General features: G+C 60.2%; 18 protein-coding genes, 1 pseudogene and 1 riboswitch. Of the genes and pseudogenes, 14 read left to right on the forward strand and 5 right to left on the reverse strand.

Features of this window, described 5'->3' with window-relative positions; all coding sequences use genetic code 11:
* Window positions 1-139 precede the first annotated feature (139 nt).
* A complete protein-coding gene (locus tag LOY56_RS02295; RefSeq protein ID WP_258619360.1) occupies window positions 140-472 on the reverse strand; it encodes a multidrug efflux SMR transporter in 333 nt (110 codons plus the stop codon).
* 104 nt (window positions 473-576) lie between these two features.
* Between LOY56_RS02295 and LOY56_RS02300 the strand changes: the two genes are divergently transcribed.
* Complete coding sequence (locus tag LOY56_RS02300) at window positions 577-1467, forward strand: LysR family transcriptional regulator (protein WP_258619361.1); 891 nt, start codon at window positions 577-579, stop codon at window positions 1465-1467.
* 22 nt (window positions 1468-1489) lie between these two features.
* Complete coding sequence (gene waaA, locus LOY56_RS02305) at window positions 1490-2767, forward strand: lipid IV(A) 3-deoxy-D-manno-octulosonic acid transferase (RefSeq protein ID WP_258619362.1); 1278 nt, start codon at window positions 1490-1492, stop codon at window positions 2765-2767.
* 65 nt (window positions 2768-2832) lie between these two features.
* Here the strand turns inward: waaA and LOY56_RS02310 are convergent, their stop codons facing one another.
* Window positions 2833-4272, reverse strand: a complete 1440-nt coding sequence (locus LOY56_RS02310) for a TolC family outer membrane protein (protein WP_258619363.1) — start codon at window positions 4270-4272, stop codon at window positions 2833-2835.
* A 205-nt stretch (window positions 4273-4477) separates the two neighbouring features.
* Window positions 4478-4583, forward strand: a riboswitch (TPP riboswitch).
* Between the two features lie 161 nt (window positions 4584-4744).
* Here LOY56_RS02310 and thiC point away from each other — a divergent pair.
* Together thiC and cytX are read left to right on the forward strand one after the other, a co-directional pair.
* Window positions 4745-6634 carry a phosphomethylpyrimidine synthase ThiC gene (gene thiC, locus LOY56_RS02315; protein ID WP_258619364.1) on the forward strand — a complete coding sequence of 630 codons (1890 nt, stop codon included), beginning with the start codon at window positions 4745-4747 and terminating at the stop codon, window positions 6632-6634.
* Window positions 6635-6742: 108 nt separating this feature from the next.
* Window positions 6743-8035 carry a putative hydroxymethylpyrimidine transporter CytX gene (gene cytX / locus LOY56_RS02320; protein ID WP_258619365.1) on the forward strand — a complete coding sequence of 431 codons (1293 nt, stop codon included), beginning with the start codon at window positions 6743-6745 and terminating at the stop codon, window positions 8033-8035.
* Here cytX and LOY56_RS02325 read toward each other — a convergent pair.
* Window positions 8004-8750 (reverse strand): RsiV family protein, encoded by a 747-nt coding sequence (locus tag LOY56_RS02325; RefSeq protein WP_258619366.1) that lies wholly within the window; start codon window positions 8748-8750, stop codon window positions 8004-8006. The genes cytX and LOY56_RS02325 overlap by 32 nt on opposite strands.
* A gap of 240 nt (window positions 8751-8990) precedes the next feature.
* Between LOY56_RS02325 and LOY56_RS02330 the strand changes: the two genes are divergently transcribed.
* The 9 genes from LOY56_RS02330 to LOY56_RS02370 all read left to right on the forward strand — a co-directional run bounded on the left by LOY56_RS02330 (window position 8991) and on the right by LOY56_RS02370 (window position 18349).
* Complete coding sequence (locus LOY56_RS02330) at window positions 8991-9608, forward strand: NUDIX domain-containing protein (protein WP_052965984.1); 618 nt, start codon at window positions 8991-8993, stop codon at window positions 9606-9608.
* Window positions 9599-10051 (forward strand): DUF1249 domain-containing protein, encoded by a 453-nt coding sequence (locus LOY56_RS02335; RefSeq protein ID WP_007902592.1) that lies wholly within the window; start codon window positions 9599-9601, stop codon window positions 10049-10051. The genes LOY56_RS02330 and LOY56_RS02335 overlap by 10 nt, the downstream gene beginning before the upstream one ends.
* A gap of 98 nt (window positions 10052-10149) precedes the next feature.
* Window positions 10150-10965 carry a 3',5'-cyclic-AMP phosphodiesterase gene (cpdA, locus tag LOY56_RS02340; protein WP_258619367.1) on the forward strand — a complete coding sequence of 272 codons (816 nt, stop codon included), beginning with the start codon at window positions 10150-10152 and terminating at the stop codon, window positions 10963-10965.
* Window positions 10966-11111: 146 nt separating this feature from the next.
* Window positions 11112-11720, forward strand: a complete 609-nt coding sequence (locus LOY56_RS02345; RefSeq protein ID WP_258619368.1) for a YqiA/YcfP family alpha/beta fold hydrolase — start codon at window positions 11112-11114, stop codon at window positions 11718-11720.
* A 52-nt stretch (window positions 11721-11772) separates the two neighbouring features.
* A complete protein-coding gene (gene parE / locus LOY56_RS02350; RefSeq protein ID WP_258619369.1) occupies window positions 11773-13677 on the forward strand; it encodes a DNA topoisomerase IV subunit B in 1905 nt (634 codons plus the stop codon).
* Window positions 13677-14663 (forward strand): esterase-like activity of phytase family protein, encoded by a 987-nt coding sequence (locus LOY56_RS02355; RefSeq protein WP_258619370.1) that lies wholly within the window; start codon window positions 13677-13679, stop codon window positions 14661-14663. Before parE ends, LOY56_RS02355 begins: the two co-directional genes overlap by 1 nt.
* Window positions 14660-15181, forward strand: coding sequence for a TIGR02281 family clan AA aspartic protease (locus tag LOY56_RS02360; RefSeq protein WP_095052871.1), 522 nt, complete (start codon window positions 14660-14662; stop codon window positions 15179-15181). Before LOY56_RS02355 ends, LOY56_RS02360 begins: the two co-directional genes overlap by 4 nt.
* Before the next feature lie 10 nt (window positions 15182-15191).
* A complete protein-coding gene (gene parC, locus LOY56_RS02365; protein ID WP_038978692.1) occupies window positions 15192-17459 on the forward strand; it encodes a DNA topoisomerase IV subunit A in 2268 nt (755 codons plus the stop codon).
* A gap of 176 nt (window positions 17460-17635) precedes the next feature.
* Window positions 17636-18349 (forward strand): membrane integrity-associated transporter subunit PqiC, encoded by a 714-nt coding sequence (locus LOY56_RS02370; RefSeq protein WP_258619375.1) that lies wholly within the window; start codon window positions 17636-17638, stop codon window positions 18347-18349.
* Between the two features lie 253 nt (window positions 18350-18602).
* Here LOY56_RS02370 and LOY56_RS02375 read toward each other — a convergent pair whose 3' ends face one another.
* Window positions 18603-20138: an AhpA/YtjB family protein gene (locus tag LOY56_RS02375; RefSeq protein ID WP_258619378.1), complete on the reverse strand. Its 1536-nt coding sequence runs from the start codon at window positions 20136-20138 to the stop codon at window positions 18603-18605.
* Window positions 20139-20272: 134 nt separating this feature from the next.
* On the opposite strand from LOY56_RS02375, the pseudogene serB reads away from it, so the two are divergent.
* Window positions 20273-21488 (forward strand): annotated as a pseudogene (gene serB / locus LOY56_RS02380) (phosphoserine phosphatase SerB).
* Between the two features lie 50 nt (window positions 21489-21538).
* On the opposite strand, the gene LOY56_RS02385 reads toward serB, so the two are convergent.
* Entirely contained in the window at window positions 21539-23326 is a 1788-nt protein-coding gene (locus tag LOY56_RS02385) for a molecular chaperone (protein WP_258619379.1), read from the reverse strand.
* Window positions 23327-23509: the final 183 nt, after the last annotated feature.

A 23509-nucleotide genomic window follows, 5' to 3' on the forward strand; every position in this document is an offset into this window, starting at 1 on the left:
CCGCTCGGCTGCAAAGCAGTCGTAAATCCGGCTGTCTCGGTGTGTCAGATGAATCCCGGGTTCAGGTTTTGGGGCTGCTGCGCAGTCCAGCGGGACGGTGCGGCGTTCCGACAAGCTCCCTCGCCACAAAGGTTGGGCTTTAGTGCCCGCCAGTCTTGGAGAACAGCTGAATAACCACAACACCCAGCACAATCAACGCCATCCCCAGCATCGCCGGCACATCCAGCTTCTGCCCGTAGATAAACAGCGCCGCGACGCTGACCATTACGATGCCCATGCCGGCCCACACCGCGTAGGCCACGCCTACCGGAACGCTGCGCACCACCAGGGTCAGCATCCCGAACGCAATACCGTAACCAACGATAACCAGCAGCAACGGCAATGGCGTGCTGAAACCCTTGACCGCTTTCATCGAAACGGTAGCGATCACTTCGGCGCAGATGGCGATAGCCAGGTAGTAGTAAGCGGTCATGGGTCAATCCTCGTGTGAAAGTGTTGCTTTCTGAGGTCGGCATTCTAGAGATCCGTCAGATGCGGTAAAGTCATTACCTATCTGTTATGAAGATGGGTTGAGCCATGAATATGCAATGGAATCTGGAACAGCTGCGCTTGTTTGTCAGCGTCGCGGAACAGCGTTCGTTTTCCGCGGTGGCGCGGGATCAGCGCAAGGCGCAGTCGGCGGTCAGCAGTTCGATTGCGCTGCTGGAAGAAGATTTGGGCGTCAGCCTGTTCGACCGCAGCAGTGGTCGTCAGCCAAAACTTACCGAGGCCGGCACCGCCCTGCTTGAAGAGGCGCGGGAAGTACTGCGTCAATGTGAACGCCTCAATGGCCGGGCATTGGCGATGATGCGCGGTCAGGAAGCGACTCTGCGTGTGGCTCAGGACGAAGCGATGCCCTATCAAGCAGTGGTTGAAAGCTTCGAGGCCCTGGCCGAACAGTTTCCCAGCCTCGAAGTGCAGCTGACCAGTGCCGCCCAAGGCGATGTCGCGCGCAAACTGGTGGAGCGCCGGGCTGACCTGGGCTTGCTGTTTTATCACGACCAGATTCCCGAAGCGCTCGAACGGCGGGTGCTGGGCAGCGTGGAAATGGTCACCGTGTGCGGCGTGGGGCATCCCTTGGCGAAGCAGGCGCAAGTCGATTGCCAGCAATTGGCGCAGCATCGGCAGTTGCTGATGTCGACGCAGTCCAGTGTCTATCCCGGCAGTGAGCCGGCCAGCCCGCAGGTCTGGCGCGCCGACAGTTTCTACGTGATGGCTGAATGGGTGATGCGTGGCCTGGGCTGGGCCTGGTTGCCACGACATGTGGTGCAGTACCCGACGTATCAGAATCTGATGGTCGAACTGGCCAGCGAATGGACGCCGCCGGCATTGATTGTCGAACTGGTCTGGCGCCGTGACGAGCCTCTCGGCCCGGCGGCCCGTTGGCTGGCGGAACGTTTTGCCGTGCACTTGCAGGCGATTGGCTAAAAAACCGATAAACTCCGCCGCCATGAATAGAACTCTCTACACCGCGCTGTTTTATCTGGGGCTGCCATGGGTAGCGATTCGGCTTTGGCTGCGGGCGCGTAAGGCGCCGGCGTATGCCAAGCGCATTGGCGAGCGTTTCTCCCTTGCGCTGCCGGCGATGAAGCCGGGCGGCCTCTGGGTGCATGCGGTGTCGGTGGGCGAAAGCATCGCCGCGGCGCCGATGATTCGTGCCTTGCTGCAACGCTATCCGACGCTGCCGATCACCGTCACCTGCATGACCCCGACCGGCTCCGAGCGCATCCAGGCACTGTTCGCCAACGAGCCGCGCATTCAGCACTGCTATTTGCCGTACGACTTGCCTTGCGCAGCAAAGCGATTCCTTGATCGGGCCCGGCCGAAACTGGCGGTAATCATGGAAACCGAGCTCTGGCCCAACCATATCCACCAATGCGCCAAACGCGGGATTCCCGTGGCGCTGGCCAATGCGCGACTGTCCGAGCGTTCGGCCAAAGGCTATGGCCGCTTCCATAAACTGACCCGGCCGATGCTCGCCGAGATGAGCCTGTTCGCGGTGCAGACCGAAGCCGAGGCGCAGCGCTTCCGGGATTTGGGCGCACGCCCGGAAACCGTTGAAGTGACCGGTTCGATCAAGTTCGACCTGACCATCGACCCGCAACTGCTGCAGCGTGCCAGCGAATTGCGTGCGCAGTGGCAGGCACAGGATCGCCCGGTGTGGATCGCCGCAAGTACGCATGAAGGTGAAGACGAGGTGGTGCTGGCTGCCCATCGTCGACTGCTGGCCAGTCATCCCGATGCCTTGCTGATTCTGGTGCCGCGTCATCCGGAACGTTTCAACCCTGTGTTCGAATTGTGCCGACAGCAGGATTTCGCCACGGTACGGCGTTCGTCGGGCGAGCCGGTTACCGCAGACACTTCGGTGCTTTTGGGCGACACCATGGGCGAGTTGTTGTTTCTCTATGCGTTGGCCGACAGCGCGTTTGTCGGCGGCAGCCTGGTGCCGAACGGCGGTCATAACCTGCTGGAGCCGGCGGCCTTGGCCAAACCGGTGCTCAGCGGGCCGCACCTGTTCAACTTCCTCGAAATCGCCGCGCAGTTGCGCAGCGCCGGGGCGTTGGCCGAGGTCGATGATGCTGAGGGTCTGGCGCTGGCGGTGCAGCGGCTGTTCGAATTACCGAGCGATGCGCAGCGGATGGCAGAGGCGGGGCTGAAAGTGATGCGCACCAATCAGGGCGCGTTGCAGCGGTTGCTGGATGGGTTGGGGCGGTTGATCGAGCGTTAGACCGAGTTGCCTGAAGCAAAAAGATCGTCCGAACGCGGCCCGAGCCTTCGGACGATCTTTTGCTTTTATTGAGCCGGATTAGCCCGTAATTGCTCCGCCGCAGCCTTGGCCAGATCCGGTGGCAGGAAGTCCTTGTCCGGGTTGTAATCGGCTTTGAGATAACGCGTCAAATCCTGCAAATCCCCCGGGTTCAAGGTGCCAGCAGCCTGCTTCAGGCGCAGGTTGTCGAGGATGTAGTCGTAGCGGGTGTTGTTGTAGTTGCGCACCGAGGTGTACAGCTGACGCTGGGCATCGAGCACGTCGACGATGTTGCGCGTCCCCACTTGATAACCGATTTCGGTCGCTTCCACCGCGCTCTGGTTGGAGATGATCGACTGCCGGCGGGCCTGCACCTGCTCGACGTCGGTGTTCACGGCGCGGTGCAGGTTGCGGGTGTTTTCCACGACCTGACGGCGCAGCGCTTCGCGTTGTTGTTCGGTCTGATCCAGCCGTGAGTAAGACTCGCGTACCTGGGAGCTGGTCAGACCGCCGCTGTAGATCGGGATGCTCAATTGCAGGCCAACCGTGCGCTGCTCGACATCGCCACCGTAACGCACGCCGTTCGGGTTCGGGTTGGTAAAGCCGAGGGCGTCGTTGTCACCTTTCTGGTATTGCGCGACCGCATCCAGGGTCGGCGCATGTCCGGCCTTGCGCTGCTTGAGGGTTTCCTCGGCGGCGCTCACCGCGTAATTACTGGCCAGCAGATTGAGGTTCTGCTTGGCGGCGGTGTCGACCCAGGCTTTGGCATCGTTCGGTGCCGGCGGCAGGATCGGCAAGGTATGGACGATGCCCTGGATCGAGTTGTACTGGCGGTTGGTCAGGGTGATCAGCGCTTCGAACGCGTCGTCCACCTGACGTTGAGCGAGAATCCGGTTGGCCCGCGCCGTGTCGTAACTGGCTTGGGACTGCAGCACGTCGGTCTTGTCCGACAGGCCGACATCAAAGCGCTCGTTGGACTGGTCGAGTTGACGCTTGAACGCCGCTTCTTCGGCCTTGGTCGAGGCCAGGGTGTCCTGGCTGCGCAGCACGTTGAAATAGCTTTCGGCGCTTTGCAGAATCAGGTTCTGTTCGGTGGCCGAGAGTTGCAAGGCGGCCTGTTCGTTGACGTCCTTGGCGGCCTGCAACTGGAACCAGCGATCGGCGCGGAAAATCGGTTGTGCCAGGGTCGCCTGATACACCGTGCCACTGCGGGTCGAGGTCAGCGATGGCTGATCAATCGAGGTGCGGGTATTGTTCAGGTCGGCACCGGCGGACAGGTTGGGCAACAGCCCGGCGCGGGCCTGGGGCACGACTTCCTTCTGGGCACCATATTGAGCGCGGGCAGCGGCGATGTCGGCGTTGTTGTCCACCGCTTCCTGATAGACGCTGACCAGATCCGTCTTGGTCGATAAGGGCGCTTCTGCTGCCCAGGCCATTCCATTGGACGCACAAGACACGGCAAGGGCCAGTGAGAGTTTGCGCAGCATGAGGCTATCCCTAAAAATTACGCTGATAATTTGAGCGCCAAGGCTACGGCGCGGGAGGCTGCAGCGTCAAGGCCGAGCGTCAAGGCGCGGCACGGCGTAGCGAGTGTAGTTGCACGCGCGTACAGCAACAATCGGTTAATGATGCCATTCATCACGGTCATTGCCGCGGCGTTGGCGTTCTTTGCCGGTTGTGTCTAGACTGGCCGGGTTCTTGTCGGGGTGCCTTGCTATAAGGCTGAGATCGAATAATTTCGGATCCCGTTGAACCTGATCAGGTTAGCGCCTGCGTAGGGAACAAGATTTCTCGTCACCCGGCGAGTCCTCTTGTGCTTCGTCCGGGATGTTGTTCGACAATCGAACACCCCTCGTGCATCGAGCACAGCACAGCTGATTTCCAGCGCCCGTGCGTCCATTCGTTTACAGGTTCGCTCCGACAAAAATCCACTGCCTGGATGTGTTCGGAGAGCCCGTGATGACGACAAAATCAAAAAATGCGACCAACCTGAGTGATTCGGCCAAGGTCGATCAGCAATCGGTTCAGCCGTTTACCCGCTCGCAAAAAATCTATGTCCAGGGCTCGCGCCCGGACATCCTCGTGCCGATGCGCGAAATCAGCCTGGACGTGACCCCGACCGACTTCGGCGGCGAAATCAACGCGCCGGTGGTGGTGTATGACACCTCGGGTCCGTACACCGACCCCAACGTCATCATCGATGTGCGCAAAGGCCTCGCCGATGTGCGTTCACCGTGGATCGAATCCCGTGGCGACACCGAGCGTCTGCCGGGTCTGAGTTCGAACTTCGGCCAGGAACGCCTCGCCGATGCCGAGCTGACCAAGCTGCGTTTCGCCCACGTGAACAACCCGCGCCGCGCCAAGGCCGGGGCCAACGTCAGCCAGATGCACTATGCGCGCAAAGGCATCATCACCGCCGAGATGGAATACGTCGCCATCCGCGAAAACATGAAACTCGAAGTGGCCCGTGCCGCGGGACTGCTGGACCAGCAACACGCCGGCCACAGCTTCGGCGCCAGCGTGCCGAAAATCATCACGCCGGAATTTGTCCGTGAAGAGATCGCCCGCGGTCGCGCGATCATTCCGGCCAACATCAACCACACCGAACTGGAACCGATGATCATCGGCCGTAACTTCCTGGTGAAGATCAACGGCAACATCGGCAACAGTGCCTTGGGTTCGTCCATCGAAGAAGAAGTGGCGAAACTGACCTGGGGCATTCGCTGGGGGTCGGACACGGTCATGGACCTGTCCACTGGCAAACACATCCACGAAACCCGCGAATGGATCATCCGTAACTCGCCGGTGCCGATCGGTACCGTGCCGATCTATCAGGCCCTGGAAAAAGTCGGCGGCGCCGCTGAAGACCTGACCTGGGAGCTGTTCCGCGACACGCTGATCGAGCAGGCCGAGCAGGGCGTCGATTACTTCACCATCCACGCCGGCGTGTTGCTGCGCTACGTGCCGCTGACCGCTAAGCGCGTCACCGGCATCGTTTCCCGTGGCGGTTCGATCATGGCCAAGTGGTGCCTGGCGCACCACAAGGAAAACTTCCTTTACACCCATTTCGAAGACATCTGCGAAATCATGAAGGCCTACGACGTCAGCTTCTCGCTGGGCGATGGCCTGCGTCCGGGCTCGATTGCCGACGCCAACGATGAAGCACAGTTCGGCGAGCTGGAAACCCTCGGCGAGCTGACCAAAATCGCCTGGAAGCACGACGTGCAGTGCATGATCGAAGGCCCGGGCCACGTGCCGATGCAGTTGATCAAAGAGAACATGGACAAGCAGCTCGAGTGCTGCGACGAGGCGCCGTTCTACACCCTCGGGCCGCTGACCACCGACATCGCCCCAGGCTACGATCACATCACCTCCGGTATCGGTGCGGCGATGATCGGCTGGTTCGGTTGCGCGATGCTTTGCTACGTGACGCCGAAGGAACACTTGGGCCTGCCGAACAAGGATGACGTGAAGACCGGGATCATCACCTACAAGATTGCCGCTCATGCTGCCGACCTTGCGAAGGGGCATCCGGGCGCGCAGATTCGCGACAACGCCTTGAGCAAGGCGCGTTTCGAATTCCGTTGGGAAGACCAGTTCAACCTGGGCCTCGATCCGGACACCGCGCGCTCGTACCACGATGAAACCCTGCCGAAGGATTCGGCCAAGGTCGCGCACTTCTGCTCCATGTGCGGGCCGAAATTCTGCTCGATGAAAATCACCCAGGAGGTCCGTGAATACGCGGCCAACCAGCGGATTGAAACGGTGGATGCGGAAGTTGCACAAGGCCTGGCAGAACAGGCCGAGCGCTTCAAGCAGGAAGGCAGTCAGTTGTACAAGAAAATCTAAGCCCCAAGCGGCAAGCTCCAAGCTGCAAGAAAAAGCAGGTCCTGCTTTGCTTCTAACTTGTAGCTTGCCGCTTAAAGCTTGCCGCTGCTTCTATCGAGATAACCCCCCTTGAGCATTCAACCCAGCACTTATTCCCCGGATTGCGCGGTGCCGATCGACAAGCGTGTCTTCGGCGGCCGTGATCTGTGTTCCCTGTGGTTCTCCCTCGGCATCGGCCTGATGGTATTGCAGACCGGCGCGCTGCTCGCTCCAGGTCTGGGCCTGTCCGGCTCATTGCTGGCGATTTTTCTCGGCACGCTGGTCGGCGTTCTGTTGCTGGCCGCCGTCGGCGTGATCGGCAGCGACACCGGCCTGTCGTCGATGGCCGCGCTCAAACTCAGCTTGGGCCGTCATGGCGCCAGCCTTCCGGCGGTGTTGAACTTGCTGCAACTGATCGGTTGGGGTTCGTTCGAAATCATCGTGATGCGCGACGCCGCCAGTCTGCTCGGCGCCCGTGCCTTCAGCGAAGGCAGCCTGTGGTCGAATCCGCTGCTGTGGACGCTGTTCTTCGGTGCATTGGCAACTCTGCTCGCCGTCAGTGGCCCATTGACCTTTGTGCGCAAAATCCTACGCAAGTGGGGCATCTGGCTGCTGCTGGCCGCGTGCATCTGGCTGACCTGGAACCTGTTCACCAAAGCCGATCTGGCCGCGTTGTGGGCGCAGGCCGGTGATGGTTCGATGCCGTTTGCCGTGGGCTTCGACATAGCGATCGCCATGCCGCTGTCCTGGCTGCCGCTGATTGCCGACTACTCGCGATTCGGCAAGCGCGCGAAGAATGCTTTCGGCGGTACGGCGCTGGGCTTCTTTATCGGTAACTTCTGGCTGATGAGCCTGGGCGTGGCCTACACGTTGGCGTTCGCGCCGAGCGGTGAAGTGAATGCCTTGCTGCTGGCGCTGGCCGGTGCAGGTTTGGGGATTCCTTTGCTGTTGATTCTGCTGGATGAGTCGGAAAATGCTTTTGCCGATATTCACTCGGCGGCGGTGTCCAGCGGGATTCTGTTGCGCTTGAAAGTCGAGCATCTGGCCTTGGCCATCGGCGTAATCTGCACACTGATCGCCTGTCTGGCGCCATTGGCGCAATACCAGAACTTCCTGCTGCTGATCGGCTCGGTGTTTGCGCCGCTGTTCGGCGTAGTACTGGTGGATCATTTCATCCTGCGCAAGCGCAGTGCTCATGTAGCGTCAGCCGCATTGCGCTGGCCGGCGTTGCTCGCCTGGTTGGGCGGGGTGAGTACCTATCATTTGCTGGCCAATCTCTATCCGGACATCGGCGCAACCCTGCCATCGCTGGTACTGGCAGGGCTGCTACAACTGCTGCTCGGTCGAGCCTTCAGCTACGGCCGGGAAACAGCTCAGGTTTGAAAATACCGTTCAGGCGCGGGTAGGGGATCTTCAGTTCGACGTGGCCCAATGCGTAAGGCGCAAGGGTGCTTACTTCGTACTTGAGGATCACCCCGCCGTAGGTCAGCGCCACGTTCTGGGTTTTCACGAAGGGCCAGCGCTTCACGAACTCCGGTTCCTGGTCGAGTTTGGTGCTGATCAGCCAGCTGTTGTGCGCCACTTGGGCTGCTTTCCAGAACGCCTCTTCCTGCCCCGGGATCAACATATCCGACAGTGTCAGCACTTTATGCTGCTGACGTGAATAGTTGATGAAACCACGACCCGGCGTGCCATGGGCGCCGCCGGTGTCCAGGTAGCTGGACAATTCAACAATCACCAAGCCGTCATGCTGCTCACGTACCTTGGCTTGCAGGTAGCTGCTGTCATGCGGGCCGGTACTGCTCAAAAACTGCTCGCGATAGGCCGCCAGCGTCGGCGCTACGGGGGCGTCGGGTGAGGTGCGGGTCATTTGCAGCAGGCGTTTTTCGATGATGCCGTCAAGCGCAGGCTCATCCGGGAAATGTAGCGTATCGATGTTCACCAACGGGCAGTCAGGGGTCGTGCAGTCTGGTTTCAACTGTTCCGAGGTGTCGCGGGTAGTTTCCAGCGGCGCCCGGTAGTTGGGCTGGAACAGACTCTGGCAAGCGCCCAGGGTCAGGGCGATTGCGGCCACAGAGGCGATTTTAAAAAGCGACATGGGCGTCCTTCATAAAACAGGGAAAGGCGAAAAGTTACCCGCTTCGACTCTTAACGAAGCAGTCAGTTCGCCACTAAGCTAATTAGAGTTGGTTTCGCCCTCACCGTCTATCCCGCTGACTGGAAAGGGGCTGCATCAAACATCGCGGGCGCGTTAGGATGGCGCGAAGTCGAGGTTGCAAGTAACAATGCAAGTAACAAAAAGGAGCCTCGAATCGGATTTGCAGTAAAGAGGATTGTCATGACTGATTTTGCCAACGCTATTCCGACCGCCGTTGATATCGTTCGGCGCGAAAAGTGCTACGAGGGCTTCTATAAGCTTGATCGCGTGCACTTGCGCCACGAATTGTTCGCCGGTGGCATGAGTCGCGAGATCAATCGTGAATTGTTTGTTCGTCACGATGCGGTGTGCGTATTGCCTTACGATCCTCAGCGCGACGAAGTGGTGCTGATCGAGCAGTTTCGCGTCGGCGCCATGGGCAAGACCGACAACCCGTGGCTGATCGAGCTGGTCGCCGGTCTGATCGACAAGGATGAAGTACCGGAAGAAGTTGCTCACCGCGAAGCGCAGGAGGAAGCTGGGCTTGTATTCGGGGCACTCTGGCCGATAACCAAATATTTTCCATCGCCGGGTGGCAGTAACGAATTTGTGCATTTGTATCTGGGGCGTTGCGACAGTACCGGGGTTGGCGGCCTGCATGGTCTGGAGGAAGAGGCAGAAGATATCCGCGTCACGGTCTGGGCGTTCGAAGATGCCCTGCAAGCCGTACGCGACGGACGTATTGCCAACGCGCCAAGCATCATTGCCTTGCAATGGCTGGCTTTGAACCGCGTTGAAGTGAGGGGGTTATGGTCGTAAACAAGCTGCGCGATCGCTACCGGATTGACCTCGTGGGGCTGCAAGCCTCCTGCGAGGCCAACTACGCGCGCCTGATGCGACTGCTGCCGGATATGCGTAGCGAGCCGCAGGCGCGGCGCATTGCCGTGACCCACGGCGACCAGATGCTTGGCGTGCTGGCCCTGGAAGTGTTGCAAGTCTGCCCGTACACCACGACCCTGCAAGTGCGCCAGGAACACAGTCTGCCGTGGCTGCCGGTGCCGCAACTGGAAGTTCAGGTCTATCACGACGCGTGCATGGCCGAGGTCGTCAGCGCTGAGCATGCACGACGCTTCCGGGGCATCTATCCTTACCCGAACGCCGCGATGCATCAGCCGGATGAAAAAGCTCAGCTCAATCTGTTCTTGGGGGAATGGCTGAGTCACTGTCTGGCATGTGGGCACGAGTACGCAGTCGTTCGGTAGTTGTGAACTGCGTCCGGTTCACAGGTTTCCTCTTTTGATCGCCCCCCAGCATAATTGCGGCACTTATCCATCCCGTGATCACGCCCTGGGAGAACGCCTTGCCGAGCGTATCCACATTGACCACCGCCGATCCGGCGTTGCTGGTGCAACTCTCCGACAGCCATCTGTTTGCCGAGGCGCACGGGACGTTGCTGGGCATGAATACCCGCGACAGCCTGCAAAAAGTCATTGAGCTGGTAAAACTTCAGCAGCCGCAGACCGACCTGATCATTGCCAGTGGTGATCTTTCGCAGGACGGGACGCTGGAGTCGTATCAGCTGTTTCGCGACCTGACCCGGCAGATCGATGCGCCGGCACGCTGGATACCCGGTAATCATGACGAGCCGCAGATCATGGCCAAGGCAGCCGTGCAGAGTGCGCTGCTGGAACCGGTGGTGGACATCGGCAACTGGCGCGTCACCTTGCTCGACTCTGCGGTGCCAGGCTCGGTGCCGGGGTATTTGCAGGATGAGCAGTTGCAGTTGCTGGCCCGTTCATTGAGTGAGGCGCCGCAGCGACATCATCTGGTGTGTTTCCATCATCATCCGGTATCAATCGGGTGTGCGTGGATGGAGCCCATCGGGTTACGCAATCCAGAAACGTTGTTCGCGGTGCTGGATCGCTTTCCACAGGTGCGTGCGGTGTTGTGGGGGCATGTGCATCAGGAAATTGACCAGATGCGCAACGGTGTTCGCCTGATTGCATCGCCTTCGACCTGCATTCAGTTCGAGCCGGGCAGTGATGATTTCAAGGTGAGCGAGCAGGCGCCGGGTTATCGGTGGTTGCGGCTGTTGCCGGATGGTCGGCTGGAAACGGGTGTGGAACGCGTCACCGGGTTCGATTTCCAGGTGGATTACGGCTCCAACGGCTACTGACACTTTTCCCGCAGATGTGCCGATTTCCACTGTAGGAGCCTTCGGCAGCTCCTACGGGGGGCTCTTCATTTCCATGCATGTCGGCAACCAACACGCCCCGACACCCTGTAAACTGCGCCTCTTTACCCGACGCACAAGGCGCTCAAATGTCTGGTTCGATTCTTTATATCCACGGTTTCAACAGCGCGCCGGCGTCGAAAAAGGCCTGCCAGTTGATCAATGTGATGGAACGGCTGGGCTTGAGCGATCAGTTGCGAGTGCCGGCCTTGCATCATCATCCCCGCGAGGCCATCGGTCAGCTGGAGCAGGCGATTGCCGAGCTGGGGCGGCCGCTGCTGGTCGGCAGCTCACTCGGCGGCTACTATGCGACTCACTTGGCCGAGCGCCATGGCTTGAAAGCCCTGTTGATCAATCCTGCCGTCAGCCCGCACCGGATGTTCGACGGGTTCCTGGGGACGCAGAAAAACCTGTACACCGACGAGACCTGGGAAATGACCCGCGACCACGTAACGGCCCTGGCCGAGCTGGAAGTGCCGGCACCCCAGGATCCGCAGTGGTTTCAAGTGTGGTTGCAGACCGGCGATGAAACGCTGGATTATCGCCTCGCCCAGCAGTATTACCGGGCCTGTGCCTTGCGCATCCAGGCGGGCGGCGACCATAGTTTCCAAGGTTTTGCCGAGCGATTGCCGGCAATGTTGAGTTTCGCCGGCATCGGCGCAGATTTGTATCAGGCGATTGATTTCACTGCACTGTGATTTGTCGCCTCTTTTTCACAGAACACTTTTTACAGGCGGACGACGAGACCCCATGGCCACTCCCAGCGCTAGCTCTTATAACGCAGACGCCATCGAAGTCCTCTCGGGCCTCGACCCGGTGCGCAAACGCCCCGGCATGTACACCGACACCAGTCGGCCGAACCACCTCGCCCAGGAAGTCATCGACAACAGCGTCGACGAAGCCTTGGCCGGGCATGCGACATCGGTGCAGGTCATCCTGCACGCCGATCACTCGTTGGAAGTCAGCGATGACGGCCGTGGCATGCCAGTGGACATTCACCCGGAAGAGGGTGTGTCGGGCGTCGAGCTGATCCTTACCAAGCTTCATGCGGGCGGCAAGTTTTCCAACAAGAACTACCAGTTCTCCGGCGGTTTGCACGGGGTGGGTATTTCCGTGGTCAACGCCTTGTCGACCGAAGTCCGGGTGCGTGTAAAGCGCGACGGCAACGAATACCAGATGACTTTCGCTGATGGTTACAAGAAGACCGAGCTGGAAGTGATTGGCACCGTCGGCAAGCGCAACACTGGCACCAGCGTGTTCTTCGCGCCGGACCCGAAGTATTTCGATTCGCCGAAGTTTTCCATCAGCCGCCTCAAGCACGTGCTCAAGGCCAAGGCCGTTCTGTGCCCGGGGCTGCTGGTCAGTTTTGAAGACAAGGCCACCGGCGAAAAAGTCGAATGGCATTACGAAGATGGCCTGCGCTCCTACCTGGTGGACGCCGTCAGCGAATTCGAACGCCTGCCGGACGAACCGTTCTGCGGCAGCCTGGCCGGTAACAAAGAAGCGGTCGATTGGGCGCTGCTGTGGTTGCCCGAGGGCGGCGACAGCGTTCAGGAAAGCTACGTCAACCTGATCCCGACGGCCCAGGGCGGTACACACGTCAACGGTCTGCGTCAGGGCTTGCTCGATGCGATGCGCGAGTTCTGCGAGTTCCGCAGCTTGTTGCCGCGTGGCGTGAAGCTGGCGCCGGAAGACGTCTGGGAACGCATTGCGTTCGTCCTGTCGATGAAGATGCAGGAACCGCAATTCTCCGGTCAGACCAAGGAACGCCTGTCATCCCGTGAAGCGGCCGCTTTCGTTTCCGGTGTGGTCAAGGACGCTTTCAGCCTGTGGCTCAACGCCCACCCGGAAACCGGCATGCTGCTGGCGGAACTGGCGATCAACAACGCCGGCCGTCGTCTGAAGGCCAGCAAAAAGGTCGAGCGTAAGCGCATTACCCAAGGGCCGGCGTTGCCGGGCAAACTCGCCGACTGCGCCGGGCAGGACCCGATGCGTTCCGAGCTGTTCCTGGTGGAAGGTGATTCCGCCGGCGGTTCGGCCAAGCAGGCGCGGGACAAAGAGTTTCAGGCGATCCTGCCATTGCGCGGCAAGATTTTGAACACCTGGGAAGTCGACGGCAGCGAAGTGCTGGCCAGCCAGGAAGTGCACAACATCGCCGTGGCCATCGGTGTCGATCCGGGCTCGGCGGACATCGCCCAGCTGCGTTATGGCAAGATCTGCATCCTCGCCGACGCCGACTCCGACGGTCTGCACATCGCCACGTTGCTGTGCGCCTTGTTCGTCCAGCATTTCCGCCCGTTGGTGGATGCCGGTCACGTCTACGTCGCCATGCCGCCGCTGTACCGTATCGACCTGGGCAAAGAAATTTACTATGCCCTGGACGAGGCCGAGCGCGATGGCATTATTGATCGTCTGGTCGCCGAGAAGAAACGCGGCAAACCACAGGTCACCCGATTCAAAGGTCTGGGTGAAATGAACCCGCCGCAGCTGCGCGAAACCACCATGGACCCGAACACACGGCGTCTGGTGCAGTTGACGCTGGAAGATTTCGACGCGACCTCGGAAATGATGGACATGCTGCTGGCGAAAAAACGCGCCGGCGATCGCAAGTCCTGGCTGGAGTCCAAGGGCAACCTGGCCGAGGTTCTGGGCTGATGCGATTTGGCTGGGCCCTGGCGTGTGCGTTGCTGCTGACCTCGATAACGGTTTCGGCGCAGCCTCCCGAGCTGCGCCTGTTATCCGAGCATGCTGTCGACGGCATGCGCGGCGGCAATCTGTCGGGGCTGGCCCAGTGCGGCAAGGATCTGTGGACCGTTTCGGATCGTGACGATGACCAAATCTATCGCCTCGACACCCGCAACACTACCTGGCAAGCCGAAACCGTGCGCATGGACGTACCGCTGGTGCCCGACAGCGGATTACCCTGGGGCTTGCGTTCGCGGACCTGGGCGGCGTCGTTCGTGCGGGGTGGGAACCTGGATTTCGAAGGCATCACCTGTGACAGCGCCGGCAATCGTTACATCGTCAGCGAAGCGCACGCCGCGGTGCTGCAAGTTCCGCCAATCGGGCCTGCGTCCTGGCTGAAAATCTCACCGATGCTGGTTCGCGAAGCGCGGGCCAGTGGCATGTTGCTGCACTTCAATGCGTTGTTCGAAGGCCTGACGATCAATCCGGCCGGTGACACGCTGTGGCTGGCCGCTGAGCGTGAGCGCCGTGGTTTGCTGCTGATCAAGCGCAAACAATCGGTCTGGGACTGCGACGGTGGCTGTGTGCTGCTGAGTGAAGCGGGGGTGGAAATGCAGCCAGCGCAATTTCCCAAGGCCAGAGCGCGCTCCCGGGATTTTGCTGATCTGTCATTGTTCGACGGCAAGCTGTTTACCCTTGAGCGCAACGCCTTTCAGGTCTGCCGCCGTGACGCAGTGACGGCCAAGGTCGAGCGCTGCTGGTCGTTTGCCGACGAGGCGTTGCAGGAAAACCGTCGTTATTCACAGCCCTTTGGGCTGGCGGAAGCATTGATCGTGGACGTCGACGGCGCCTGGATCGGCATCGATAACAACAACGGCGCGCGCGCCGACGGCGAGACACGCCCGATTGTCTGGCGCTTTGCCGCGCCTGAAGGTGGCTGGAGCGCCAAGCCATGAGTCAACAACCACCGGGCAAGCGCGCTGGTCGGGTGTTGATGATCCTGGCCTGGTGCGCCGCGCTGTTTTTGGCAACGCGGTTTTTCGGCCAATGGGAAGAGCGCCAGCAAAACCCGAACGGGGTGGTCAGTTCTGAGCAGGGCGAAGGTTTTATCGAAGTGAAACTGATTGGTAACAGTCAGGGGCATTTTGTCGCCAGTGGCCAGATCAACGGCCAGCCAGTAGATTTCATGCTCGATACTGGGGCCACCGACGTTTCGATCCCGGCCAGTCTGGCCGAGCGGCTGAAACTGGAAAAAGGTTTCGGGGTGACCCTGAGCACGGCCAATGGCTTGAGCCAGGGTTATCGAACCCGCATCGACCGGCTACAACTGGGCGACATCGTGCTGCGTGATGTTCGCGCGCTGGTTGCGCCAGGCCTGGAAGGCAATCAGGTGCTGCTCGGCATGAGCGCACTGAACAAACTTGAATTTACCCAGCGCGGTGGCACCATGCTGCTGCGCCAGACCACGAAATAATGAGGCCCGCATGAGCGACTCCCTTGATCTCAGCCTGGATGGTGTAGAGCGCCGGTCACTGGCTGACTTCACCGAAAATGCCTACCTCAACTACTCGATGTACGTGATCATGGACCGTGCCCTGCCGCATATCGGCGACGGTCTGAAACCGGTACAGCGGCGCATCATCTACGCGATGAGCGAGTTGGGGCTGGACGCCGATTCCAAGCACAAGAAATCGGCGCGTACCGTCGGTGACGTGCTCGGTAAATTCCACCCGCACGGCGATTCGGCATGCTACGAAGCCATGGTTCTGATGGCCCAGCCGTTCAGCTACCGCTACACGCTGGTCGACGGCCAGGGTAACTGGGGTGCGCCGGACGATCCGAAGTCCTTCGCCGCCATGCGTTACACCGAAGCGCGGCTGTCGCGTTATTCCGAAGTGCTGCTCAGCGAACTGGGCCAGGGCACCGCGGATTGGGGGCCGAACTTCGACGGCACGCTGGAAGAGCCTTTGGTGTTGCCGGCCCGTTTGCCGAACATCCTGCTCAACGGCACCACCGGTATTGCCGTGGGCATGGCCACCGACGTACCGCCGCATAACCTGCGCGAAGTCGCGACCGCTTGCGTGCGCTTGCTGGACGAGCCGAAAGCCACGGTCGAACAGCTCTGCGAACACATCCAGGGCCCGGATTACCCGACCGAAGCGGAAATCATCACGCCGCGCGCCGACCTGCTGAAAATCTACGAAACCGGCAAGGGCTCGGTGCGCATGCGCGCCGTCTACCACATCGAAGACGGCGACATCATCGTCACCGCGCTGCCGCATCAGGTTTCGGGCGCCAAGGTGCTGGAACAGATAGCGGCCATGATGCAGGCCAAGCCCTCCAAGGCTCCGCAGATCGCTGACCTGCGAGATGAATCCGACCACGAAAACCCGTGCCGGATCGTGATCATTCCGGGTGCACGCAAAAACTTTGACCATGACGCGCTGATGCAGCACCTGTTCGCCAGCACTGAGCTGGAGTCGAGCTACCGGGTCAACATCAACATCATCGGTCTGGACGGCAAACCGCAGTTGAAAAACCTGCGGGCTCTGCTGGTCGAGTGGCTGGAATTCCGGGTGCAGACCGTGCGTCGCCGCCTGCAATTTCGCCTCGACAAGGTCGAGCGTCGGCTGCACCTGTTGGACGGTTTGTTGATTGCCTACCTCAACCTGGATGAAGTGATTCATATCATCCGCACCGAGGAACACCCGAAAGCCGCACTGATCGAGCGTTTCGCCCTGAGCGAAATCCAGGCCGATTACATCCTCGACACCCGTCTGCGTCAGTTGGCGCGACTGGAAGAAATGAAGCTGCGTGCCGAGCAGGATGAACTGCTCAAGGAGCAGGCCAAGCTGCAAGCCCTGCTGGGCAGCGAAGCCAAGCTGAAAAAGCTGGTACGCACCGAGCTGATCAAGGACGCCGAAACGTATGGCGACGACCGTCGTTCGCCCATCGTCGAGCGTGCAGAAGCCAAGGCTTTGACCGAGCACGATCTGCTGCCGAACGAGAAAGTGACCGTAGTTCTGTCGGAAAAAGGCTGGGTTCGCTCTGCCAAGGGGCACGAAATCGACGCCACCGGGCTTTCCTACAAGGCCGGAGATGGTTTCAAGGCCTTGGCGGCCGGGCGCTCCAACCAGTTTGCGGTGTTTATCGACTCCACCGGTCGCAGCTATTCGGTAGCCGCGCATACGCTGCCATCGGCCCGTGGCCAGGGCGAACCGCTGACCGGTCGTCTGACACCGCCGCCAGGGGCGAGCTTCGAATGCGTGTTGATGCCTGAAGACGATTCGCTGTACGTAATTGCGTCTGATGCCGGATACGGTTTCGTGGTCAAGGGTGAAGACCTGCAAGCCAAGAACAAGGCGGGCAAGGCTCTGTTGAGTCTGCCGAACAACGCCAAAGTTATTCTGCCGCGTCCGGTAGCCGATCGTGAGCACAACTGGCTGGCTTCGGTGACCACCGAAGGTCGCCTGCTGATTTTCAAAATCAGCGATCTGCCACAATTAGGTAAAGGTAAGGGCAATAAGATCATCGGGATTTCCGGTGAGCGTGTTGCCAGTCGCGAGGAATATGTCACGGACATCGCCGTTTTGCCGGAGGGTGCCACTTTGGTGCTACAAGCCGGAAAACGTACCTTGTCGCTGAAAGCGGATGACCTCGAACACTACAAAGGTGAGCGTGGGCGTCGCGGTAACAAGCTGCCGAGGGGCTTTCAGAGGGTGGATGCGCTGTTCGTCGAAAACCTCAATTAAGCGTGCTAGAGCGCTCGATCTACGATTTAACGCGTAGATCGGCGCTTTGCCGCTGGAGTCGGAACGCATATTCACGGATGATATGGCCTTTCAAGCGCCGGCGTGGCCGAGCGTTCTTCATATTTTTTGAGTATTTTCACTGTGGTGAGCCTTGTGGCAACCACCTGGATGGGACGATGACTGCTCTGCGCCTTCCTTTTATTTTGATGCTCGCTGGCGTACTTGGCCTGGCGGGTTGCAGCGTTCACCAGCCGGTATCGCTGTATCAGCTGGACAGCGGAAGTCCGGCTCAGCCTGCGCAAAGCGCCGGCATGGCGGTATTGCTGGGGCCGGTAACGGTTGCCGATTACCTGCAACGCGAAACCTTGCTGCAGCGTCAGCCCGATGGCAGCCTGCAAGCGTCGGTTGACGGTCGTTGGGCGGGTAGCCTGTCGTCCGACATCGATCAGTTGTTGCTGCGTCAGGTTGCCGGTCGTCTGGATAGTCAGCGCGTTGTCCTGGCGCCGGCGACAGTGGGTTTCGCGCCGGATGTTCAGGTTCTGTTGACGATCACGCGTCTGGACTCGGGTGCATCGCAACCGGCGGTGCTTGATGCGCAATGGCGCCTGATCGACCGTCGTGGTCAGGTGCGCGATAACCGCATCATTCATCTGCAGGAGCAGCACGCTGGCGGGACTGCGGCTCAGGTTCAGGCTCAGGGTGTGTTGCTGCAGCGTCTGGCCGAACAACTGTCGACGGCGCTCAAGCCACTGGCCAACCAGCCGCCGATCGCCGAGGCACCTCGCAAACAGGCTGCCAAGCCTGTGGCGCCGGCAGCAGAGCCGGAGAAGCAACCGAAGATTCCGATGGCTTCGCCGATTCGCACGGATATGGAAGTGTTCAGGTTCTAAGCCTGGATTGATCCAAAGCAAAGCCCGCATTGATGCGGGCTTTGTTGTTTCAGCAGGGTGACGCTGCTGATCTGATCATTCCCACGCTCTGCGTGGGAATGCAGCCCGTGACGCTCTGCGTCACATCGGTGCCAGGTTCTGAGGAGGGGCTGGAACGCAGAGCGTTCCTGGAGGCATTCCCACGCAGAGCGTGGGAACGATCAGCCCGCAGACGATCACTCATTTGCGGGCTTCTTTACAGCAGGGCCAAGGCTTACGCCCGGCGTTCATGCATCCGCGCCAGTTGCCGTTCCAGCATCGACGGATAAGGCTCCATCAAGCGCTCTACGCAGCATGCACCTTCAGGGCTTGCGATCGGCCGGATTCGTGCACGCTGGCGAATCAGTGCGTCGTCGCTGATCTTGCGCTCCACCAGCAGCAGGTTGCGGCTGTGTTGCGACAGGGCCAGTGCATCCTGAGCGGTTTCGGTCAGCAGCAGATCAATCTGGCTCAAGCCGAACAACTCGTCACCCAGCGTCAAACCCAGTTGCAGTTGCAGGGTGATGCCGCTGTCGGCGACTTCGATCTGCAACTGATGGCCCAAGGCACGCAGCAACTCACCGCAGCAGATGGCGTTGGTCAGGTAGTCGTCGCCACTGTCTTCGGTGTGGAACAACATCAGCGTGCTGCCATCGTTCAGGGTGTGCAGTTCGCTCTGGTAAAGCGAGGCGGCCTGATCGAGGCAATCGCGGTAGCGTTTCAGCAGTTCTTCCAGGCGTGCGCGGGGCAGGCGGCGCAGTTGATCCTGTGCGCCCAGTTGCACGGCCAGTACCGCGCTGTGCTGAGGCACGTTCGATACCGGTGGCTTGACGACGGGTTTCGGTGCGCTGTCTGCGGAATCGTCACGCAGATCGGCAAACGGATCTTCGTCGTCCTCATCGTCCTCGACGGTGCTGACCGTACGCCGCGGCGCTGGCTTGAGGCCGGCCACAGGCCTGGTCTCATCGAAACCCGGGTCGCGCAGGTTACGCACTTCGAAGGTCGGCTCGTTATCGTCGGCGTCCTCGTAATCGCTGTCGTCGTATTCAGGCTCCGGCGCGGATTCCGGCTCGGCCGGCTCTGGCGCAAAATTGGCGTGCAGCTGACGAGCCAGGTCGCCGACCTCATCCTGGCGCTCGGTGGCCGGGGTGTATTCGTCGATATTGCGCAGCCATACCCGCAATTGCATCAGCGGTGTGGAGATATTGCGTCCCAGGCGCAGGCTCAAGGCCAGGGACAGGGCCAGCAGAATCGCACTCAGAATGCCCATGCTTTGCAGGCTGATGGTCATCGGTTGCTGGAACTGATCCATGTCCAGGCTGATGCGCAGTTGCCCGGCGGTCACGTCCTGGAAGGTGATCTTGCTTTGGTAAATACCCTCGGCTTCGCCCAGCAGGCTGTGCTTGGGCCGCTGGCCGGACTCGGCAAGGATGCGGTTGTCCATGCTGTAGATGGCCGCGTGGGCCACCAGTTTGTTCTTGGTCAGGTTGTTGAGCAGCACGTTCAGGCTGAGGATGTCATTGGACACCAACAGTTCCGTGGCCGAGGTCGCGGTCTGGGTGGTCAGGCTTTCGCCCAGGGCATCCGCCTGCTCGTGCATGGCCTGCTTGAACTGCAAACCCATCACGCAGGCATAGATCACCAGGGCCAGAGCGACCAGGATCACGTTATGGCTGGCAATGCGCAATGCGATCGGTACACGGCGGTGACGCAGTGCGCGGAAGATCAGCAGAAAGAAGTTATCGGTTTTAACTGGCGTGGGCCGGTTCACTTGAGCTCGGCTCTTTGTCCGTGAAGTTGACGCGCAGTATAGCGACAGGCCATAGGTCGTCAAAGCGCTCGCGGTGCCCGATGGTCACTGAAAATGGGTAGAATGCGATTTTTTTCCACCTGCGGGGGTGCGCCTTGCGCGAAATCGTCCTGATAAACATCACGGGAGTCGACCGTCCGGGTCTGACTGCGGCCATTACCGGCGTTCTGGCCCAAGGTGGTGTGAACATTCTCGACATCGGTCAGGCGGTGATCCACGACACGTTGTCGTTCGGCATCCTGGTTGAAATTCCCGATACCGAGCAAGGCAACTCGGTGCTCAAAGACATCCTGTTCAAAGGCTATGAGCTTGAGCAACAGGTGCGTTTCACGCCGGTGTCCGAAGAGGATTACCAGCTATGGGTCGGCAATCAGGGAAAAAAAACGCCACATCGTCACCCTGTTGACCCGCAAAGTGACCGCCGAGCAATTGCAGCGTGTGAGCTCGATCACCGCCAAATATGGTTTGAATATCGACCATATCGATCGCCTGTCCGGGCGCATGCCGCTGGACACTCCGGCTGACAAGGGCAAGGGCTGCATCGAGTTTTCCGTGCGCGGCGAGGCGGCTGACCCGCAAGCGCTGCGAGCGGAATTCCTCAGCGTCGCGCAAGAGCTGAACGTCGATATCGCCTTCCAGGAAGATTCGCTGTTCCGCCGTAACCGCCGTCTGGCGGTGTTCGACATGGACTCGACGCTGATCGAAGCCGAAGTCATCGACGAATTGGCCAAGGCTGCTGGTGTGGGCGACCAAGTGTCCGCGATCACTGAACGGGCGATGTCCGGCGAGCTGGACTTCCGCGCCAGCTTCAAGGAGCGCCTGGCCTTGTTGCAAGGTCTGGATGTCAGCGTGCTGGACTCTATCGGCGCCTCGCTGCGCCTGACCGAAGGCGCCGAAACCCTGTTCGCCGAACTCAAGCGTCTGGGCTACAAGACGGCGATTCTGTCGGGCGGCTTCACCTACTTCGCCAAGCAACTGCAGGCCAAGCTGGGCATCGACTATGTGTTCGCCAACGAACTGGCTGTGGTCGATGGCAAAGTTACCGGTGTGGCGGTCGAGCCGATTGTCGATGCACAGCGCAAGGCCGATCTGCTGCGTGAGCTGGCGCATAAGGAAGGTTTGCGTCTGGAGCAGACGATTGCCGTCGGTGACGGTGCCAACGACCTGCCGATGCTGGCGATTGCCGGGTTGGGCGTGGCGTTCCGTGCCAAGCCGCTGGTCAAGCAATCAGCGAAGCAGGCGATTTCCACCCTTGGGCTGGATGGCGTGCTGTATTTGCTGGGCTTGCGGGATCGCGACGGGCAGCTCTGAGTTTCAGGTTGTCTGGGCGAAAGCATCACCGCCGATCAAATGCCTGACGCTTAAAGCGACTTCCACAACGAATCAAACTCTCCCACAGCCCCGACCACGCCGCTCTTCGCGGCGTTTTCGTTTCTGGCTGTCTCAAGCAAACGATAGGCAAACTGATTAAAACTGTTGGTGCTCGCCACCCGACGCTCCAGCCCGGCCCGGTATTCTTCGCCATTGATATTGATCAACACCTTATTGCCTTCCTGGAACGGCAGGCGCGGCGAGAGCAGGGTGGCCGGCAGGTCGATGGCGCTGATGGCGGGCAGCGACAGTCCGCGCAAGTACTGGCTGTGCTCGTCGTCGGAGCGTATCAGTTGCAGGCCGCAGGGTTCGGCACAAGGCGCGACTTGCTCGATACCCATCTGCGTGCCGCCGCCTCGCACCTGGCGGATCCAGCGCACCACGGCAATGCTCCAGCCTTGGCCGGCGGTAGCCTCGACACCGACCATTTCGCCAGCCTGTAATTCGGCGGGCACCGCGCCGTGCCAGGCCAGGCAATAGCCGCCAGGGCTGTGATTGATCACCGGCAGCACATAGGTCGGAAAATACTGCTGGCGATCGGATGCCTCGTGGCTGTCATCGTGCTGAAGGTGCGGGTATTCGATCTCTTCGTAGGGCAGCAGAGTGTCTGCCGTGCCATGCGGGGCGGCATCGAAGGCCTGTTTCCATTGGTCTTTGGCGCGACCTGTCGGGTCGATAACCGAAAACTGTGCGGGACGGGCGCCGGGTTTTTTCAGGATGTCGCTAAACGAGCGTTGCTCGCCGAGATAGAAGTGCAACGCGCTCATGCCCACGCACAGGGTCAACGTGCCGTGGCCGACGGTGCGCTGGAAACTGCGCTCGGCGGCCTGACCCCAGGCGGCATACAGGTGTTGCAGCGTATCCAGAGTCAGCCCTGCCGGAACGAGCAACGAAGATGCCTTGTCGGCCGACTGCAAATGGGTTTCGATGGCCGCGACCAGAGGTTGCGGATCGATCCCCAGCAAGCGCTTCTGTTGTTCGGCAGGGAATTTAGAGCGGTAGCGCGGCCCGGTGTCGAGATCCGGGGCGATAGCAAACAGCCCGTTGTCCGGTTTGGCCGGTTGCAGCTTGATCCTCTGGCTCCAGGGTTCGAGTACCTCGGCGAGCCGGGCGATCTGGTTCTGGCGCAGTTGATTGCAGCGTGAAGCACCCAGGAGGAGGGCGACGACGTAGGTTTGCTCGATGCTCAGGTTTTGCGTCTGGTTGGCCAGTTCATCATGCACGCTCAAATGTTGCAGTTGGAACTGACAGCCAGTCCGGTACAGCTGATGTAACTCCAGCCACAGATTTTCGGGCGCCGGACAATAGAGTTCAGTGGCGCGGATCAACGCGCCGTTCAGGCAATGGATCGCTCGTTGCAAAGCCTGGGTCAGCAACGCTGCACGGTCCTTGCTGAAGCGCGGTGCGATGCGGATGACGATTTGCTTGTAGCCGATCGCCAAGTGGCTCTGCAGCGCCTGGCAAAGGTTGGCGATTTTGCGCGAGCGTTCGTCGAGCACAATGGCCTGATGCAGGAAGTGCCGCTCCAGGTGCTTGCAGACGTAATACACCTCGGGCCGCAACAGTTCGAGCAATTGCAGGCGATTGTCGCTGGGTGTAAGCAGTTGGTTGAGTTCGCTCAAGCCTTGATACAACTGGCGAGCGGTTTCGCCGATGTTGGCTTTGGGCAGATTGGCGATCCAGCGCTTGAGGTCGCGTGGCGTGGCTTCGCAGAAAGACAGACGCGATTGCGTCGGAATCGGTGCGCGTAGCAGCAGGACAGGATTGGTCTCATTCATGCCGTAGACAAACTCCGACCCGTTAAATGGGCAGTGAATGATCTGACTGTAGCAGCTATGGATTCTTACCGTTTGTCTGTCAGTCGAGTGCCATCCGGGCGTACTACTAATCTGACACTCGTGCGACCGGATACACAGTCGTATGGCCTGCTGCCTACGCAGGGCAGGTCTCTTTGTAACTTC

The sequence above is a fragment of the Pseudomonas sp. B21-048 genome (assembly GCF_024748615.1).
In the GTDB taxonomy this organism is placed as follows: Bacteria; Pseudomonadota; Gammaproteobacteria; order Pseudomonadales; family Pseudomonadaceae; genus Aquipseudomonas.

What these genes read in the sequence shown, in the direction of transcription:
- LOY56_RS02330 (WP_052965984.1), top strand. Translation starts at nt 8,991, where the DNA reads ATGACTGATTTTGCCAACGCTATTCCGACCGCCGTTGATATCGTTCGG.
- waaA (WP_258619362.1), top strand. Translation starts at nt 1,490, where the DNA reads ATGAATAGAACTCTCTACACCGCGCTGTTTTATCTGGGGCTGCCATGG.
- LOY56_RS02355 (WP_258619370.1), top strand. Translation starts at nt 13,677, where the DNA reads ATGCGATTTGGCTGGGCCCTGGCGTGTGCGTTGCTGCTGACCTCGATA.
- LOY56_RS02370 (WP_258619375.1), top strand. Translation starts at nt 17,636, where the DNA reads ATGACTGCTCTGCGCCTTCCTTTTATTTTGATGCTCGCTGGCGTACTT.
- LOY56_RS02335 (WP_007902592.1), top strand. Translation starts at nt 9,599, where the DNA reads ATGGTCGTAAACAAGCTGCGCGATCGCTACCGGATTGACCTCGTGGGG.
- thiC (WP_258619364.1), top strand. Translation starts at nt 4,745, where the DNA reads ATGACGACAAAATCAAAAAATGCGACCAACCTGAGTGATTCGGCCAAG.
- parE (WP_258619369.1), top strand. Translation starts at nt 11,773, where the DNA reads ATGGCCACTCCCAGCGCTAGCTCTTATAACGCAGACGCCATCGAAGTC.
- LOY56_RS02360 (WP_095052871.1), top strand. Translation starts at nt 14,660, where the DNA reads ATGAGTCAACAACCACCGGGCAAGCGCGCTGGTCGGGTGTTGATGATC.
- parC (WP_038978692.1), top strand. Translation starts at nt 15,192, where the DNA reads ATGAGCGACTCCCTTGATCTCAGCCTGGATGGTGTAGAGCGCCGGTCA.
- LOY56_RS02300 (WP_258619361.1), top strand. Translation starts at nt 577, where the DNA reads ATGAATATGCAATGGAATCTGGAACAGCTGCGCTTGTTTGTCAGCGTC.
- LOY56_RS02325 (WP_258619366.1), bottom strand. Translation starts at nt 8,750, where the DNA reads ATGTCGCTTTTTAAAATCGCCTCTGTGGCCGCAATCGCCCTGACCCTG.
- LOY56_RS02345 (WP_258619368.1), top strand. Translation starts at nt 11,112, where the DNA reads ATGTCTGGTTCGATTCTTTATATCCACGGTTTCAACAGCGCGCCGGCG.
- LOY56_RS02295 (WP_258619360.1), bottom strand. Translation starts at nt 472, where the DNA reads ATGACCGCTTACTACTACCTGGCTATCGCCATCTGCGCCGAAGTGATC.
- LOY56_RS02310 (WP_258619363.1), bottom strand. Translation starts at nt 4,272, where the DNA reads ATGCTGCGCAAACTCTCACTGGCCCTTGCCGTGTCTTGTGCGTCCAAT.
- LOY56_RS02385 (WP_258619379.1), bottom strand. Translation starts at nt 23,326, where the DNA reads ATGAATGAGACCAATCCTGTCCTGCTGCTACGCGCACCGATTCCGACG.